Source organism: Scandinavium lactucae, assembly GCF_033843265.1.
Taxonomy (GTDB): domain Bacteria; phylum Pseudomonadota; class Gammaproteobacteria; order Enterobacterales; family Enterobacteriaceae; genus Scandinavium; species Scandinavium lactucae.
In genome coordinates this window covers 192677-207567 of sequence record NZ_JAWXRD010000003.1, presented here as the reverse complement: position 1 = coordinate 207567, position 14891 = coordinate 192677, and the positions used below count along the sequence as shown (strand labels likewise).

Here is a 14891-nt window from a genome sequence, read left to right as displayed (position 1 = left end):
CAACGATTTCTACTTCTTCGCCCACTTTAACGATACCGCGCTCTACACGACCGGTAACAACAGTACCACGGCCGGAGATGGAGAATACGTCTTCGATAGGCAGCAGGAACGGCTTGTCAATCGCACGCTCTGGTTCTGGGATGTAAGAATCCAGGAAGCCAGCCAGTTCGATGATTTTTGCTTCCCACTCTGCTTCGCCTTCCAGCGCTTTCAGCGCAGAACCACGAACGATTGGGGTGTCATCGCCTGGGAAATCGTACTGAGACAGAAGTTCACGAACTTCCATTTCTACCAGTTCCAGCAGCTCTTCGTCATCAACCATGTCGCACTTGTTCAGGAACACGATGATGAAAGGAACGCCTACCTGACGACCCAGCAGGATGTGCTCACGAGTCTGAGGCATAGGGCCGTCAGTCGCAGCAACAACCAGGATCGCGCCATCCATCTGAGCAGCACCGGTGATCATGTTTTTAACATAGTCGGCGTGGCCCGGGCAGTCTACGTGTGCGTAGTGGCGAGTCGGGGTGTCATATTCAACGTGGGAAGTGTTGATGGTGATACCACGAGCTTTTTCTTCTGGTGCGTTATCGATCTGATCGAAAGCACGAGCAGCACCGCCGTAGGTTTTAGCCAGTACGGTAGTGATTGCAGCAGTCAGGGTAGTTTTACCATGGTCGACGTGGCCGATAGTACCAACGTTGACGTGCGGTTTTGTACGTTCAAATTTTTCTTTAGACACGGCTATATTCCTTACTATAGTGCTCTCCCCTCAAGGAGAGAGCACGGGACATTAGTTTTTAACTTGCGGCTTATTTGCCACGAGCTTCGATAACGGCCTGAGCAACGTTGTTCGGCGCATCATCATACTTCAGGAATTCCATGGAGTAAGATGCGCGACCTTTGGTCAGAGAACGCAGCTGAGTTGCGTAACCGAACATTTCAGACAGCGGAACTTCAGCATGGATCTGAACGCCAGTAGCGTTAGATTCCTGACCTTTCAGCTGACCACGACGACGGCTAAGGTCACCGATTACGTCACCGGTGTTCTCTTCCGGAGTCTCTACTTCAACCTTCATGATAGGTTCAAGCAGAACTGGTTTCGCTTTCTTAAAGCCTTCTTTAAAGGCGATAGAAGCGGCCAGTTTAAACGCCAGTTCAGAGGAGTCAACGTCATGGTAAGAACCGAAGTGCAGACGCACACCGAGATCAACTACCGGGTAACCAGCCAGAGGACCTGCCTTCAGCTGCTCCTGGATGCCTTTATCAACGGCAGGGATGTATTCGCCAGGAATTACACCACCTTTGATGTCGTTGATGAACTCGTAACCTTTCGGATTTGAGCCCGGCTCCAGTGGGTACATGTCGATAACAACATGACCGTACTGACCACGACCACCAGACTGCTTGGCGTGTTTACCTTCAACATCGGTAACTTTCGCGCGAATCGCTTCGCGGTAAGCAACCTGAGGTTTACCGACGTTCGCTTCAACGTTGAATTCACGCTTCATACGGTCAACGATGATATCGAGGTGCAGTTCACCCATACCCGCGATGATGGTCTGGTTAGATTCTTCATCAGTCCATACGCGGAATGATGGATCTTCTTTAGCCAGACGACCCAGAGCCAGACCCATTTTTTCCTGGTCAGCTTTGGTTTTCGGTTCAACAGCGATGGAAATTACCGGCTCTGGGAATTCCATACGCTCAAGAATGATCACGTTGTCCGGATCACAGATGGTGTCACCTGTGGTCACGTCTTTCAGGCCGATTGCCGCAGCAATGTCGCCCGCGCGAACTTCTTTGATCTCTTCACGTTTGTTAGCGTGCATCTGTACGATACGGCCAAAACGCTCACGAGCGGATTTAACCGGGTTGTACACGGTATCACCGGAGTTAACAACACCAGAGTACACGCGGAAGAAGGTCAGGTTACCCACGAACGGGTCGGTAGCGATTTTGAATGCCAGAGCAGCAAATGGCTCGTCATCGCTAGCATGACGCTCAGATGGGGTGTCTTTACCGTCATCCAGCATACCGTTGATCGCAGGAACGTCAGTCGGTGCAGGCAGGTAATCGATTACCGCATCCAGCATCGCCTGAACACCTTTGTTCTTAAACGCAGAACCACAGGTTACCAGGATGATTTCGTTGTTCAGCACGCGCTGACGCAGAGCAGTCTTGATTTCTTCCTCGGTCAGCTCTTCGCCGCCCAGGTATTTTTCCATCAGCTCTTCAGACGCTTCCGCAGCGGATTCGATCAGGTTCTGGTGCCATTCGTCAGCCAGGTCCTGCATATCAGCTGGGATATCTTCGTATTCGAAGGTAACGCCCTGATCAGCATCGTTCCAGTTGATGGCTTTCATTTTCACCAGGTCGATAACACCGGTGAAACCTTCTTCAGCACCAATTGCCAGCTGCAGCGGAACAGGGTTCGCGCCCAGACGGGATTTGATCTGACCAACAACTTTCAGGAAGTTAGCACCCATACGGTCCATTTTGTTAACGAACGCGATGCGTGGAACTTTATATTTGTTCGCCTGACGCCATACGGTTTCAGACTGTGGCTGAACACCACCAACTGCGCAGTAAACCATTACTGCACCGTCAAGAACACGCATGGAACGTTCAACTTCGATGGTGAAGTCAACGTGGCCCGGGGTGTCGATGATGTTTACGCGATGCGGTTCATACTGCTTCGCCATACCAGACCAGAATGCGGTAGTCGCTGCGGAGGTAATGGTAATACCACGCTCCTGCTCCTGCTCCATCCAGTCCATGGTTGCGGCGCCGTCGTGTACTTCACCGATTTTGTGGTTTACACCGGTGTAGAACAGAATACGTTCGGTAGTCGTCGTTTTACCGGCGTCGATGTGCGCACTGATACCAATGTTACGGTAGCGTGCGATGGGGGTTGTACGAGCCATTTGATTCCTCGTTTAATTCTTGAGACGTTCAGATTAAGTGACCCAGAACGAGCAGCTTACCTGAAGCGCTCGTCTGGGGACTAACACTCCGAAGGGATTACCAACGGTAGTGAGCGAACGCCTTGTTGGCTTCTGCCATACGGTGAACGTCTTCACGTTTCTTAACTGCAGTACCTTTGTTGTCTGCAGCGTCAGAAAGTTCGTTCGCCAGGCGGAGAGCCATAGATTTATCACCGCGTTTACGAGCAGCTTCAACGATCCAACGCATTGCCAGGGCATTACGACGAACCGGACGAACTTCAACTGGAACCTGATAAGTAGAACCACCAACGCGGCGAGACTTAACTTCTACAGTCGGGCGCACGTTGTCGAGAGCGACTTCGAAAGCTTCCAGTTCATTTTTACCAGAACGCTGAGCCAGGGTCTCCAGCGCGCTGTATACGATTGCTTCAGCAGTAGATTTTTTACCATCTACCATCAGGATATTTACAAATTTAGCCAGCAGCTCTGATCCGAACTTAGGATCCGGCAGAATTTTACGCTGACCAATGACGCGACGACGTGGCATGGAAATACTCCGTTGTTAATTCAGGGTTGTCCAAAACTCTAGTGAGTTTGACATTTAGTTAAAACGTTTGGCCTTACTTAACGGAAACCATTAAGCCTTAGGACGCTTCACGCCATACTTGGAACGAGATTGCTTACGGTCTTTAACGCCGGAGCAGTCAAGTGCACCACGAACGGTGTGGTAACGAACACCCGGAAGGTCTTTAACACGACCGCCACGGATCAGGATCACGGAGTGTTCCTGCAGGTTGTGACCTTCACCACCGATGTAGGAGGTGACTTCAAAACCGTTAGTCAAACGCACACGGCATACTTTACGCAGTGCGGAGTTTGGTTTCTTAGGAGTGGTGGTATATACACGGGTACATACACCACGTTTCTGCGGGCAGGCTTCCAGCGCTGGCACGTTGCTTTTAGCAACCTTGCGAGTGCGTGGTTTGCGAACCAGCTGGTTAACTGTTGCCATTAAATAGCTCCTGGTTTTAGCTTTTGCTTCGTAAACACGTAATAAATCGCCTCATATAATATGAGGACGCGAAATTTTAGGGCCACGCCGAAAAGGTGTCAAGAAATATACAACGATCTCTGCTACCAGGTGAGTTGCCTGGTGTGTTTGATCGTGAGTCTGACGAAGTCATTATAGCTAACCCTGACGACACCGCTCGAAATTTGACCAGCGAGGCCACGGGCTTCAATGTCTTCATTTAGTGCGTACAGTGATATGGGGGCGGCGCGAAGAATATCAAGGTAGCGGCTGCCTTCCAGCGCCGCTATCACACCATCGGACAGCAACAACAGATCGTCACCCGCCTTCACTAAACGAAGCTGGGCGCTGATGTCATGTTGCCAGGGAGAATGGCTAAGAGTGTGCAGCATCGTCACCTCAGAATCGTAAAATCACTTCGTAATCATCGAGTTGCTGCCGTAGCGCGTCCGGCTCGAGGATCTCAGATTCGATAATAAATGAAGAAGACGCACTCAGCCCGCGCTCACGCAGCGACGCCGCACACATCCAACAGTGTTCAATATCGTACAGCGCCATCAGTTTAAACGTTGGGATGTAATCACGGGCCAGAATTGTCGCAGGCTTTTGATCGCTGAGGAGCTGGAACACGCCATCGCCCAGGAAAAAGACACCAATTTCTTCGGTCAGCGCCGAGGTGGCGAGCAACGCATCAAGCCCTTCCCTGCCCGCACTGCTGCCGTGCGGGGCGGTCATGAAAACGAAGGCAACACGTTTCATCAGAATTGCACCATGCGATCGCAGGTCAGCGAGGCTTCTGCCAGCGCACCCAACCCGCTTAACATAAAGCCAGGCTGCAGATTAAAACCCGTTAGCCCCAATTGCTTGGCTTCGGTTTCATCGGTCACGCCACGGCGCAAAGCTGCCGCGACACAAATATGCAGCGCCACGCCATGCTGTTCATGTAGAGATTGCCATGCCCGCACCAGGTCGAACTCATCACTGGCCGGAGCGGTGAGCTGATTAGCGTTGTAGATCCCTTCACGATAGAAGAACACGCTGGCAATCTCGTGCCCTTCCGCCAGCACCGCATTGGCAAACTGCCACGCGCTGCTGGACTGCTGGGTGCCATAGGCCGGGCCCGTAACCATCAGGGCAAAACGCATTACTTATCTTGCCCCTGGAAATCGCCACTCTTGAACTGGCGAATGTAGAGGTAAACGGTGTGCTTGGAGATATTCAGACGATCGGCCACCTGGTTGATAGCGTCTTTGATGTCGAAGATCCCTTTTTCGTAGAGGTTAAGTACGATCTGACGATTTTTAGCGTTGTTTGAAACGTTCCGATCGGCGTTGACCTCTTCGATAGTGAATTCCAGCGTCTGAGTGACCAGGTCTTCCACAGAAGAGGCAAAGTTGACCTGGGAATTCACTTCCGGCGTTTCCGGCGGAATAAAAGTGCTCATAATTTGTGAAAACGGCACATCAAGGTTCATGTTGATGCACAGCAGGCCGATAACCCGATGGTCGCGGTTACGAATGGCGATGGTCACAGACTTCATCAGCACGCCGCTTTTCGCGCGGGTGAAATAACATTTGGAGACGCTGCTGTCGGCCCCAGTCATATCATGGAGCATGCGCAGCGCTAAGTCGGTAATCGGAGAGCCGATTTTACGGCCGGTGTGTTCACCGTTGGCAATACGGATGGCGGAACATTTGAGATCCTGCAACGAGTGCAGCACGATTTCGCAATGGGAGCCAATGAGCATCGCTAACCCGTCCACAACCGCTTCGTAAGATTTGAGAATATCAAAATCGGTCTGGTCGAAAGGACGTTGATCCAGTAAATCAAGTTCACTGGTTTCGTTGGTTAAAAGCGACCTGGACATGAAAAAAAGCACTCCTTTTCAGGAGCCTGTCGTTAGTTGTCAGGGCAGGCTCATTATCATCATCAAAATTGAGGCATCTAAGGTAATACGCACATCAGGCGCTTTCCAGTGTTTATTATATTGCGCCCAATAAAAAACCGCCGCCCTTTCGGACGGCGGTTAGCACACGCTTATTTTTTGCTGGTATCAGCAGCCGCTTTGTCATCTGCAGCGGCAGCTGGTGCTGCGTCCGCTTTCGCTGCTGGTTTGATGTCCAGCAGCTCAACGTCGAAGACCAGAGTGGAGTTAGCCGGGATACCCGGAACGCCGGTTTTGCCGTAAGCCAGATCCGGTGGGATGACCAGCTTGATTTTGCCGCCTTTCTTGATGTTTTTCAGGCCTTCAGTCCAGCCAGGGATTACACCGTCCAGACGGAATGACAGTGGCTCGCCACGGGTGTAAGAGTTGTCGAACTCTTTACCGTCGGTAAGCGTACCTTTGTAGTTAACAACGACGGTGTCGCTGTCTTTCGGCGCATCGCCAGTACCGGCTTTCTCAACTTTGTACATCAGGCCAGTAGAAGAGGTTTTAACGCCTTTCTCTTTGGCGAAGGTGTCACGGAAGGCTTTGCCTTTCGCTTCGTTATCCGTCGCGTCTTTTTCCATTTTCTGCTGAGCTGCGGTTTTTACACGAGTCTCAAAAGTCTGCAGAGTCTGCTCGATTTCCTGATCGGAGAGTTTGCTCTTATCTGCAAACGCGTCCTGAACACCGGCGATCAGCTGAGTCTTATCCAGCTTGATGCCCAGTTTTTCCTGTTCTTTCAGGGAATTTTCCATGTAACGACCCAGCGATGCGCCCAGGGCGTAAGCTGATTGTTGGTCGTCATTTTTGAATGCCGCATTCAGAGCTGCAGGTGCCGCTTTCGCAGCGTCAGCAGCCGGAGCCGCTTTGGCAGCAGTAGCATCTGCAGCGAAAGTCAGCGGAGCATTCAGGGCAACGGCCATCGTTGTCGCCAGAAGCGTTACTTTAAACAGTGATTTCATCCATTTCTCCAGGGCCGGGGCATCTCACCCCAGGGTTTAGTAAATGTGTAGCGTACTATAAAACGTTGCAGAACAAATCTACATACGAACGCTCTGTAATCGCGAATCTTTTGAGACCATTTTTGTGTAAATAAGTTTCCTTCATTTCGTGATAAGGCTGCGCGCTTGTGCAAACTCCAGTAGAATCCGCCACGAAATGACATTAAGAGGTGGGTAATGAGCGAGATAACATTAGAAGCGCGTTTGGCAGAGCTGGAAAGCCGACTGGCGTTTCAGGAAATCACCATTGAAGACCTCAACCGGACGGTAACCGCCCACGAAATGGAAATGGCCAAGATGCGCGATAATATGCGCCTGATGATAGAGAAGCTGAAGTCCAGCCAACCGTCTCACATGGCATCCCCGGAAGAAGAAACCCCGCCGCCGCATTACTGAGCCAACCTCCAGAAACGAAAAAAAAGCGTGCCAGGCACGCTTTTTTATTTTCACCTGAGACAGATGATCAGTGGCAACCGCAACCGCCGTTACCGCCACAACCACCTTTACCGTGTTCGTGATCGCCGTGGTCATGACCGTGGCCGCCGCAGCAACCGCCTTCATGGTCGTGATCGTGGTGATGATCGTGCGCACCGTGAACGTGGCCATGAGCCAGTTCTTCTTCAGTTGCTTCACGCAGCGCGATAACTTCTACGTGGAATTTCAGGTTCTGACCAGCCAGCATGTGGTTGCCGTCGACAACAACGTGGTCGTCTTCAACTTCGGTGATTTCAACCGGAACCGGACCCTGGTCAGTTTCAGCCAGGAAACGCATGCCAACCTGCAGCTCGTCAACGCCCATGAAGACGTCTTTCGGTACGCGCTGTACCAGGTTTTCGTCATATTGACCGTAAGCGTCATTTGCGCCCACATCAACGTCAAATTTATCGCCGACTTCGTGACCGTCCAGCGCATTTTCCAGGCCAGAGATCAGGGAACCGTGACCATGCAGGTAGTCGAGCGGCGCACTCACCGGAGACTCATCAACCAATACACCGTCTTCTGTACGTACCTGATAGGCCAGGCTAACCACCAGGTCTTTTGCTACTTTCATGATATCTCCTGAGCATGGGAAGAATAGTGGCGCAGATTGTAGCGGAATTCTGCACCCGTGTACCCCTTAGCTTAAAAAAAGACGGCAAGGATCGCTACTCGGGATGAAAAATACCAATTACCTGCTCGTCTTTGCGGACGTGCTCGCGGGCCTGTTTATCCGCCTCGCGCATCTGATGACCGCACTTAACACATTCAACAATATCGACATTGTTCTCGCGCCACATCGCCATCGAATCCTGGGCCTGACACGACGGGCATTTTGCCCCTGCAATAAAACGTTTACGGACTGCCATTGTTCACCTTCTATTCAAATTCGTCCCAGCCATCAAGCTGACGCCGTTCCTGCTGCATTTCGCGCTGGAAGATCTCTTCCAGTTCGCGTCGGGCTTCCCGCACACGGGAAATTTGCTGCGTATCGGAATGCACTGGCATCAGTTCACGCAGCATACGCATATCCAGCCGACGGAAATGCAGCTGTGCGCGATGGGCCTGATGCGGATGCATTCCCAGAGTGATCAGTGCCTTACGCCCCAACTCCAGCGCACTGGAAAACGTTTCACGCGAGAATTGTTTCACCCCCGCCTGCAACAGCTCATGGGCTTCCACACGCCCACGGGCGCGGGCCAGAATATGCAAATGGGGGAAGTGCTGCTGGCACAGTTCCACCAGCTTCATGGTATCTTCCGGCGCATTACAGGTAATCACTATCGACTCTGCATCATCCGCGCCCGCGGAGCGCAGCAGCTCTATCTGCGTGGCATCGCCGTAGTACACTTTATATCCGTATTTGCGCATCAGGTTAACCGCACTGATATCGCGTTCCAGCACGGTGATGCGCATTTTGTTTGCCATCAGCAAACGGCCAATTACCTGCCCGAAGCGGCCAAATCCGACCACAATCACCTGCGGTTTATCATCTTCCACCCACGGGGCTTCATCTTCTTCTTCCGGGCCGTTAATGCGCCGCGACAGGATCTTGTTAATGATTTTCATCAACAGCGGCGTGGTCATCATCGACAGCGTGACCGTCACTAATAGCAGTGCCATTTGGTCGTGGTGGAAAAGACGCGACGACGAAGCCGTGGAAAACAGCACAAAGGCAAACTCCCCGCCCTGACTCAGGACCCCGGCGAACAGCAGCCGTTCAGAGCGGCGCAGACCGTAAACCCGCGCCAGGCCGTAAAGAACCGCCCCTTTCACCGCGACCAGCACAACCACGCCGGCCAGCACCAGCAACAGATGGGTGTACAAGATACCCAGATTCAGCGCCATGCCGACGGAAATAAAGAACAGCCCCAATAGCAGCCCTTTAAACGGTTCGATTGCGGTTTCCAGCTCGTGTCGGTATTCGCTTTCTGCCAGCAAAACCCCGGCCAGAAACGTACCGAGCGCCATCGACAGGCCGAGTGCATCCATAAACAACGCCGAGCCCAGCACCAGCAATAACGTGGCGGCGGTAAACACTTCCCGCACTCCGGAGCCCGCGATATAGCGGAACACTGGCCGCAGCAGATAGCGCCCGCCGATCAGCATCCCAACAAATGCCAACACTTTCAGACCCAGCTTTATCCAGTCGGGATGGTCGTCGCCCGTGCCTGCCAGCAGCGGCACCAGCGCTAACGCCGGGATCACCGCTAAGTCCTGAAACAGCAGTACCGAAAAACCGAGCTGTCCGGCTTCATTGCGATTCATGCCTTTTTCGCGCATCAATTGCAATGCCATCGCCGTGGAGGACATCGCCAGGCCAATCCCGCCGATCACCGCCGCCTGCCACGAGAATTGTGTCAGCATCAACAGCCCGGTAAGCGCCGCCGCGCTGAGCAACACCTGCGCGGCTCCAACACCAAAAATAGAACGCCGCAGCTGCCAGAGTTTGGACGGGTTCAGTTCCAGTCCGATGATGAACATCAGGAACACCACCCCGAGTTCGGAGAAGTGCAAAATTTCATCCACGTCGCTGATAAAGCCTAAGCCCCACGGGCCGATGGCAATCCCCGCCAGCAGATAACCCAGCACCGGGCCGATCCCCAGACGTGAGGCCAGCGGCACCGCCGCCACCGCCGCAAACAGGAACAGCACCCCCGCTAATAGCAAATCCGTTCCTTCCATTAGCGACCTCCTGGTGCGACGGGGTTCGCCAGCCAGTCACCGTAGGCTCTGGCATGACTCGCCAGCGCATCCGGCGGCTGACGGCGCGCCCAGTAAACAATAATCGGATTCATCCAGTGCATGCGGCACATCGCCGCCGTTAGCTCAAACGGACGCAGAACATCGCTCATCGAATAGCGATTCAGCGAGTCATGGCGATAGGCACTTTCTGGCTCGCCGGTGGTAATGACGCTCCGCCAGTACTTTCCCGCGAGCTTATTCCCATCAGGGCCGCTGGCAAAGCCACGGCTCAGCACGCGGTCGAGCCACTCTTTTAATAGCGCTGGACAACTGTAGGTATAAAGCGGGTGCTGAAACACAATCACATCGTGTTCCTGGAGCAGCTTTTGCTCGCGCGGAATGTCGATAAAGAAATCAGGGTAGTGCGCGTACAGGTCGTGTACGGTCACGTTTTCAAGTTGTTGAGCCGGCTTAAGCAAAACCCGGTTGGCCACCGAGTCCTGAGATTCCGGATGGGCATACAGCAGCAAAACTTTTGCTGTCTCTGACATCATTCCCCTCCCGGTAGGTGAGCAGACAGATTAATTCACACCCCTGAGTTTCCGGATGCACCTGAATGCTTTTGTCTATCGTTGTTGTTTTGGGCTACCATTGCCGCCCGGTGTAGCGTTGGGTTCACCAAACTACATTATCATAATGACAATTTAACATAGTCTGAACATACGGCGCCTTATGATTGTTTTCTCCTCGTTACAAATTCGTCGCGGCGTGCGTGTCCTGCTGGATAACGCCACAGCCACTATTAACCCCGGACAAAAAGTCGGTCTGGTGGGAAAAAACGGCTGCGGCAAATCCACGCTGCTGTCGTTGCTTAAGAACGAGATTAGCGCCGACGGCGGGAGTTTCACCTATCCGGGAAACTGGCAGCTGGCGTGGGTGAATCAGGAAACCCCGGCGTTGCCGCAGCCCGCTCTCGACTATGTTATTGATGGCGACCGCGAGTACCGACAGCTCGAAGCCGAACTCAATGCGGCAAACGAGCGCAACGACGGTCATGCCATCGCCACCGTACATGGCAAGCTGGACGCCATCGACGCGTGGACCATTCGCGCTCGCGCCTCCAGCCTGCTGCACGGCCTGGGCTTCAGCAACGAACAGCTTGAACGCCCGACCAGCAGTTTTTCCGGCGGCTGGCGAATGCGCCTCAACCTGGCGCAAGCGCTGATTTGCCGTTCCGACCTGCTACTGCTCGATGAACCGACCAACCACCTCGACCTCGATGCCGTTATCTGGCTGGAGAAATGGCTGAAAAGCTATCCGGGCACGCTGATCCTGATTTCGCATGACCGTGACTTCCTCGATCCGGTGGTCGGTAAAATCATTCATATCGAACAGCAGTCGATGTTTGAGTACACCGGCAACTACTCGTCGTTTGAAATTCAACGCGCGACGCGCCTGTCGCAACAGCAGTCGATGTATGAAAGCCAACAGCAAAGAGTGGCGCACCTGCAGAGCTTTATCGATCGCTTTAAAGCCAAAGCGTCTAAAGCCAAACAGGCACAAAGCCGCGTGAAAATGCTGGAACGCATGGAACTGATTGCCCCGGCGCACGTCGACAACCCGTTCCAGTTCAGCTTCCGTGAACCGGAAAGCTTGCCGAATCCCTTGCTGAAAATGGAAAAAGTGAGCGCCGGTTATGGCGATCGCACCATTCTGGATTCCATTAAGCTCAACCTGGTGCCCGGGTCCCGTATCGGCCTGCTGGGCCGCAACGGCGCGGGTAAATCAACGCTTATCAAACTGCTGGCCGGTGAGTTATCAGCCCAGAGCGGCGAGATTGGTCTGGCGAAAGGCATCAAGCTTGGCTACTTCGCCCAGCATCAACTGGAATTCTTACGCGCCGACGAATCCCCGATACAACATCTGGCGCGTTTAGCCCCGCAGGTGCTTGAACAGCAGCTGCGTGATTACCTCGGCGGCTTTGGTTTCCAGGGCGATAAGGTCAGTGAAGAAACGCGTCGCTTCTCCGGTGGGGAAAAAGCGCGCCTGGTGCTGGCACTGATCGTCTGGCAACGTCCGAATCTGCTGCTGCTCGATGAACCAACTAACCACCTTGACCTCGACATGCGTCAGGCGTTAACTGAAGCGTTGATCGAGTTTGAAGGCGCGCTGGTCGTGGTTTCGCACGACCGTCATCTGCTGCGTTCCACCACCGACGATCTGTATCTGGTTCATGATGCGAAAGTCGAGCCGTTCGATGGCGACCTGGAAGATTATCAGCAGTGGCTGAGCGATGTGCAGAAGCAGGAAAACCAGGCTGACGATGCTCCCAAAGACAACGCCAACAGCGCCCAGGCACGTAAAGATCAAAAACGGCGCGAAGCGGAACTTCGTACCCTGACGCAGCCACTGCGCAAAGAGATTACCCGTCTGGAAAAAGAGATGGAAAAACTCAATGCCAAACTGGCCGCCGCAGAAGAAAAGCTTGGCGACAGCGGCCTGTACGATCAGACGCGTAAAGCCGAACTGACCGAATGTCTGCAACAGCAGGCCAGCGCCAAATCCGGGCTTGAAGAGTGTGAAATGGCGTGGCTGGACGCGCACGAGCAGCTGGAACAGATGCTTCAGGAAGAGTGAGTATGGCTCAGGTAACCCCAGTAGACTTTGAAGTACCACCAGGAGAGAACGACACCTTTGTGCCAATGAAGGGCGTGCGCAACTGCCATCTGCAGACCATGCTGCCGCGTCTCATCCGTCGCAAAGTGCTGTTCACGCCACACTGGCAGCGTCTTGAGCTTCCGGACGGGGATTTTGTCGATCTGGCGTGGAGTGAAGATCCCAACCAGGCGCGGCATAAACCTCGGCTGGTGGTGTTCCACGGTCTGGAAGGCAGCCTGTACAGCCCGTACGCTCATGGACTGATCCACGCGGCGCAGCAGCGCGGCTGGCTCGGAGTGGTGATGCATTTCCGCGGTTGCAGTGGGGAACCGAATCGTAATCAACGAATCTACCATTCGGGTGAAACCGAAGATGGCACCTGGTTCCTTTCCTGGCTGCGCCGGGAATTTGGCAACGTACCAACGGCCGCGGTAGGCTATTCGCTCGGGGGCAACATGCTCGGCTGCCTGCTGGCCAAAGAGGGCGACAATACCCCGCTCGACGCGGCGGTTATCGTCTCTGCGCCGTTCATGCTCGAAGCCTGTAGCTACCATATGGATAAAGGCTTCTCGCGCGTTTATCAGCGCTATCTGCTAAACCTGCTGAAAGCCAACGCCTCGCGCAAGCTGAAAGCCTATCCCGGGACCTTACCCGTTGATTTGAAGCGCCTGAAAAGCGTGCGCCGCATCCGTGAGTTCGACGATTTGATCACCTCGAAAATCCACGGATTTGCCGATGCGATAGATTACTACCGCCAGTGCAGTGCGATGTCAGTGCTGAGCCAGATAACCAAACCAACGCTGATCATTCATGCCAAAGATGATCCGTTTATGGATCATCACTCGATTCCCGCTCAGGAAGAGCTTCCGGCAAACATTCAGTATCAGCTGACCGAGCACGGCGGTCACGTCGGATTTGTCGGCGGTACGCTGCGCCATCCGGAAATGTGGCTCGAAAAACGTATCCCGGCCTGGCTGACACAATGGTTAGGAGCAATACGATGATAATTCCCTGGGAAACCCTGGCACCCGAAACGCTCGAAAATCTGATTGAAAGCTTTGTGTTGCGCGAAGGTACCGATTATGGTGAACATGAACGTTCGCTAGAAGACAAGGTCGCCGACGTAAAACAACAATTGAAAAGCGGGGACGTCGTCCTGGTGTGGTCCGAACTGCACGAGACGGTGAACCTCATGCCCCGTACCCAATTTCACGGCTGACTATACTCAAAAATATTACTGCTTCAGGGAGTAGTTATGTCTGCCAAACATCCGGTGATCGCCGTGACCGGCTCCAGCGGCGCGGGAACCACCACCACCAGCCTCGCTTTCCGTAAAATCTTTGCTCAACTCAATCTGACCGCTGCGGAAGTGGAAGGCGACAGTTTCCACCGTTACACCCGCCCAGAAATGGACATGGCGATCCGCAAAGCGCGCGATATGGGCCGACACATCAGTTATTTTGGCCCGGACGCCAACGACTTCGGCCTACTGGAACAGACGTTTTTGACCTATGGCCTGAATGGCAGCGGGCAGTCGCGTAAATATCTGCATACCTACGATGAGGCAGTGCCGTGGAATCAGGTGCCGGGGACGTTTACGCCGTGGCAACCGTTACCTGAACCCTCAGACGTGCTGTTTTATGAAGGCCTGCACGGCGGGGTTGTAACCCCACAGCACGACGTGGCGAAACATGTCGATTTGCTGGTCGGCGTGGTACCGATTGTGAACCTCGAATGGATCCAAAAGCTGACGCGTGACACCAGCGAACGGGGACATTCTCGTGAAGCCGTCATGGATTCGGTAGTCCGTTCGATGGAAGATTATATCAACTTCATCACCCCGCAATTCTCACGCACCCACATTAACTTCCAGCGCGTACCCACCGTGGACACCTCCAACCCGTTCGCGGCGAAAGGGATCCCCTCGCTCGATGAAAGCTTTGTGGTCATCCATTTCCAGAATCTGGGCGATATTGATTTCCCCTGGCTGCTGGCGATGCTGCAGGGTTCATTCATTTCTCATATGAATACATTAGTGGTGCCGGGCGGGAAGATGGGACTGGCTATGGAGCTGATTATGTCGCCGCTGGTAGAACGGCTGATGGAAGGCAAAAAGATAGGTTGATGTCACCCGATAAACAGTAGGCCCGGTCAGCACAGCGCCACCG

The 14891-nt window shown here is 53.5% G+C and carries 18 protein-coding genes; 5 read left to right on the top strand and 13 right to left on the bottom strand.

The genetic code is table 11. From position 1 onward, the window contains the following. The 9 genes from SIK69_RS05260 to fkpA form a co-directional block, all read right to left on the bottom strand. Nucleotides 1-739, bottom strand: a 739-nt coding sequence (locus SIK69_RS05260; RefSeq protein WP_319785588.1) for an elongation factor Tu, incomplete at its 3' end; no start/stop codon positions are given. A 70-nt stretch (nucleotides 740-809) separates the two neighbouring features. Continuing rightward, complete coding sequence (gene fusA, locus SIK69_RS05255) at nucleotides 810-2924, bottom strand: elongation factor G (protein WP_319626982.1); 2115 nt, start codon at nucleotides 2922-2924, stop codon at nucleotides 810-812. A 97-nt stretch (nucleotides 2925-3021) separates the two neighbouring features. Next, entirely contained in the window at nucleotides 3022-3492 is a 471-nt protein-coding gene (gene rpsG / locus SIK69_RS05250; protein ID WP_004106370.1) for a 30S ribosomal protein S7, read from the bottom strand. Nucleotides 3493-3582: 90 nt separating this feature from the next. Continuing rightward, on the bottom strand, nucleotides 3583-3957 hold the full coding sequence (gene rpsL, locus SIK69_RS05245) for a 30S ribosomal protein S12 (RefSeq protein WP_297196705.1): 375 nt from the start codon (nucleotides 3955-3957) through the stop codon (nucleotides 3583-3585). A 122-nt stretch (nucleotides 3958-4079) separates the two neighbouring features. Then, nucleotides 4080-4367, bottom strand: coding sequence for a sulfurtransferase complex subunit TusB (gene tusB / locus SIK69_RS05240; protein WP_319785587.1), 288 nt, complete (start codon nucleotides 4365-4367; stop codon nucleotides 4080-4082). Between the two features lie 7 nt (nucleotides 4368-4374). Beyond that, nucleotides 4375-4734, bottom strand: a complete 360-nt coding sequence (gene tusC, locus SIK69_RS05235) for a sulfurtransferase complex subunit TusC (RefSeq protein ID WP_319785586.1) — start codon at nucleotides 4732-4734, stop codon at nucleotides 4375-4377. Next, nucleotides 4734-5120, bottom strand: coding sequence for a sulfurtransferase complex subunit TusD (gene tusD, locus SIK69_RS05230; RefSeq protein ID WP_319626985.1), 387 nt, complete (start codon nucleotides 5118-5120; stop codon nucleotides 4734-4736). The genes tusC and tusD overlap by 1 nt, the downstream gene beginning before the upstream one ends. Then, nucleotides 5120-5842: a helix-turn-helix transcriptional regulator gene (locus SIK69_RS05225; RefSeq protein WP_013364437.1), complete on the bottom strand. Its 723-nt coding sequence runs from the start codon at nucleotides 5840-5842 to the stop codon at nucleotides 5120-5122. The genes tusD and SIK69_RS05225 overlap by 1 nt, the downstream gene beginning before the upstream one ends. A 170-nt stretch (nucleotides 5843-6012) precedes the next feature. Beyond that, a complete protein-coding gene (fkpA, locus tag SIK69_RS05220) occupies nucleotides 6013-6864 on the bottom strand; it encodes an FKBP-type peptidyl-prolyl cis-trans isomerase (protein WP_319626986.1) in 852 nt (283 codons plus the stop codon). A 216-nt stretch (nucleotides 6865-7080) separates the two neighbouring features. Here fkpA and SIK69_RS05215 point away from each other — a divergent pair, with 216 nt between their 5' ends. Next, complete coding sequence (locus SIK69_RS05215; protein WP_319626987.1) at nucleotides 7081-7299, top strand: protein SlyX; 219 nt, start codon at nucleotides 7081-7083, stop codon at nucleotides 7297-7299. 67 nt (nucleotides 7300-7366) lie between these two features. Here the strand turns inward: SIK69_RS05215 and slyD are convergent, their stop codons facing one another. From slyD to kefG, 4 genes are all read right to left on the bottom strand, one after another. Beyond that, the gene (gene slyD, locus SIK69_RS05210) at nucleotides 7367-7954 is read right to left on the bottom strand and encodes a peptidylprolyl isomerase (RefSeq protein WP_319626988.1); all 588 of its coding nucleotides are present in this window, start codon (nucleotides 7952-7954) and stop codon (nucleotides 7367-7369) included. A 94-nt stretch (nucleotides 7955-8048) separates the two neighbouring features. Beyond that, nucleotides 8049-8249 carry a YheV family putative zinc ribbon protein gene (locus SIK69_RS05205; RefSeq protein WP_319626989.1) on the bottom strand — a complete coding sequence of 67 codons (201 nt, stop codon included), beginning with the start codon at nucleotides 8247-8249 and terminating at the stop codon, nucleotides 8049-8051. 10 nt (nucleotides 8250-8259) lie between these two features. Continuing rightward, nucleotides 8260-10065 (bottom strand): glutathione-regulated potassium-efflux system protein KefB, encoded by a 1806-nt coding sequence (gene kefB, locus SIK69_RS05200; RefSeq protein WP_319626990.1) that lies wholly within the window; start codon nucleotides 10063-10065, stop codon nucleotides 8260-8262. Beyond that, entirely contained in the window at nucleotides 10065-10616 is a 552-nt protein-coding gene (gene kefG, locus SIK69_RS05195; protein ID WP_319626991.1) for a glutathione-regulated potassium-efflux system ancillary protein KefG, read from the bottom strand. Before kefG ends, kefB begins: the two co-directional genes overlap by 1 nt. Before the next feature lie 181 nt (nucleotides 10617-10797). Between kefG and SIK69_RS05190 the strand changes: the two genes are divergently transcribed. From SIK69_RS05190 to SIK69_RS05175, 4 genes are read left to right on the top strand one after another with little or no spacing between them, the layout of a single operon-like run. Next, nucleotides 10798-12702: an ABC transporter ATP-binding protein gene (locus SIK69_RS05190; protein ID WP_319785585.1), complete on the top strand. Its 1905-nt coding sequence runs from the start codon at nucleotides 10798-10800 to the stop codon at nucleotides 12700-12702. Nucleotides 12703-12704: 2 nt separating this feature from the next. Then, nucleotides 12705-13727, top strand: a complete 1023-nt coding sequence (locus SIK69_RS05185) for a hydrolase (protein WP_319785584.1) — start codon at nucleotides 12705-12707, stop codon at nucleotides 13725-13727. Continuing rightward, nucleotides 13724-13942: a YheU family protein gene (locus tag SIK69_RS05180; RefSeq protein ID WP_319626994.1), complete on the top strand. Its 219-nt coding sequence runs from the start codon at nucleotides 13724-13726 to the stop codon at nucleotides 13940-13942. The genes SIK69_RS05185 and SIK69_RS05180 overlap by 4 nt, the downstream gene beginning before the upstream one ends. Nucleotides 13943-13978: 36 nt before the next feature. Beyond that, nucleotides 13979-14848, top strand: a complete 870-nt coding sequence (locus SIK69_RS05175) for a phosphoribulokinase (protein ID WP_319785583.1) — start codon at nucleotides 13979-13981, stop codon at nucleotides 14846-14848. The last annotated feature ends 43 nt before the right edge of the window (nucleotides 14849-14891 follow it).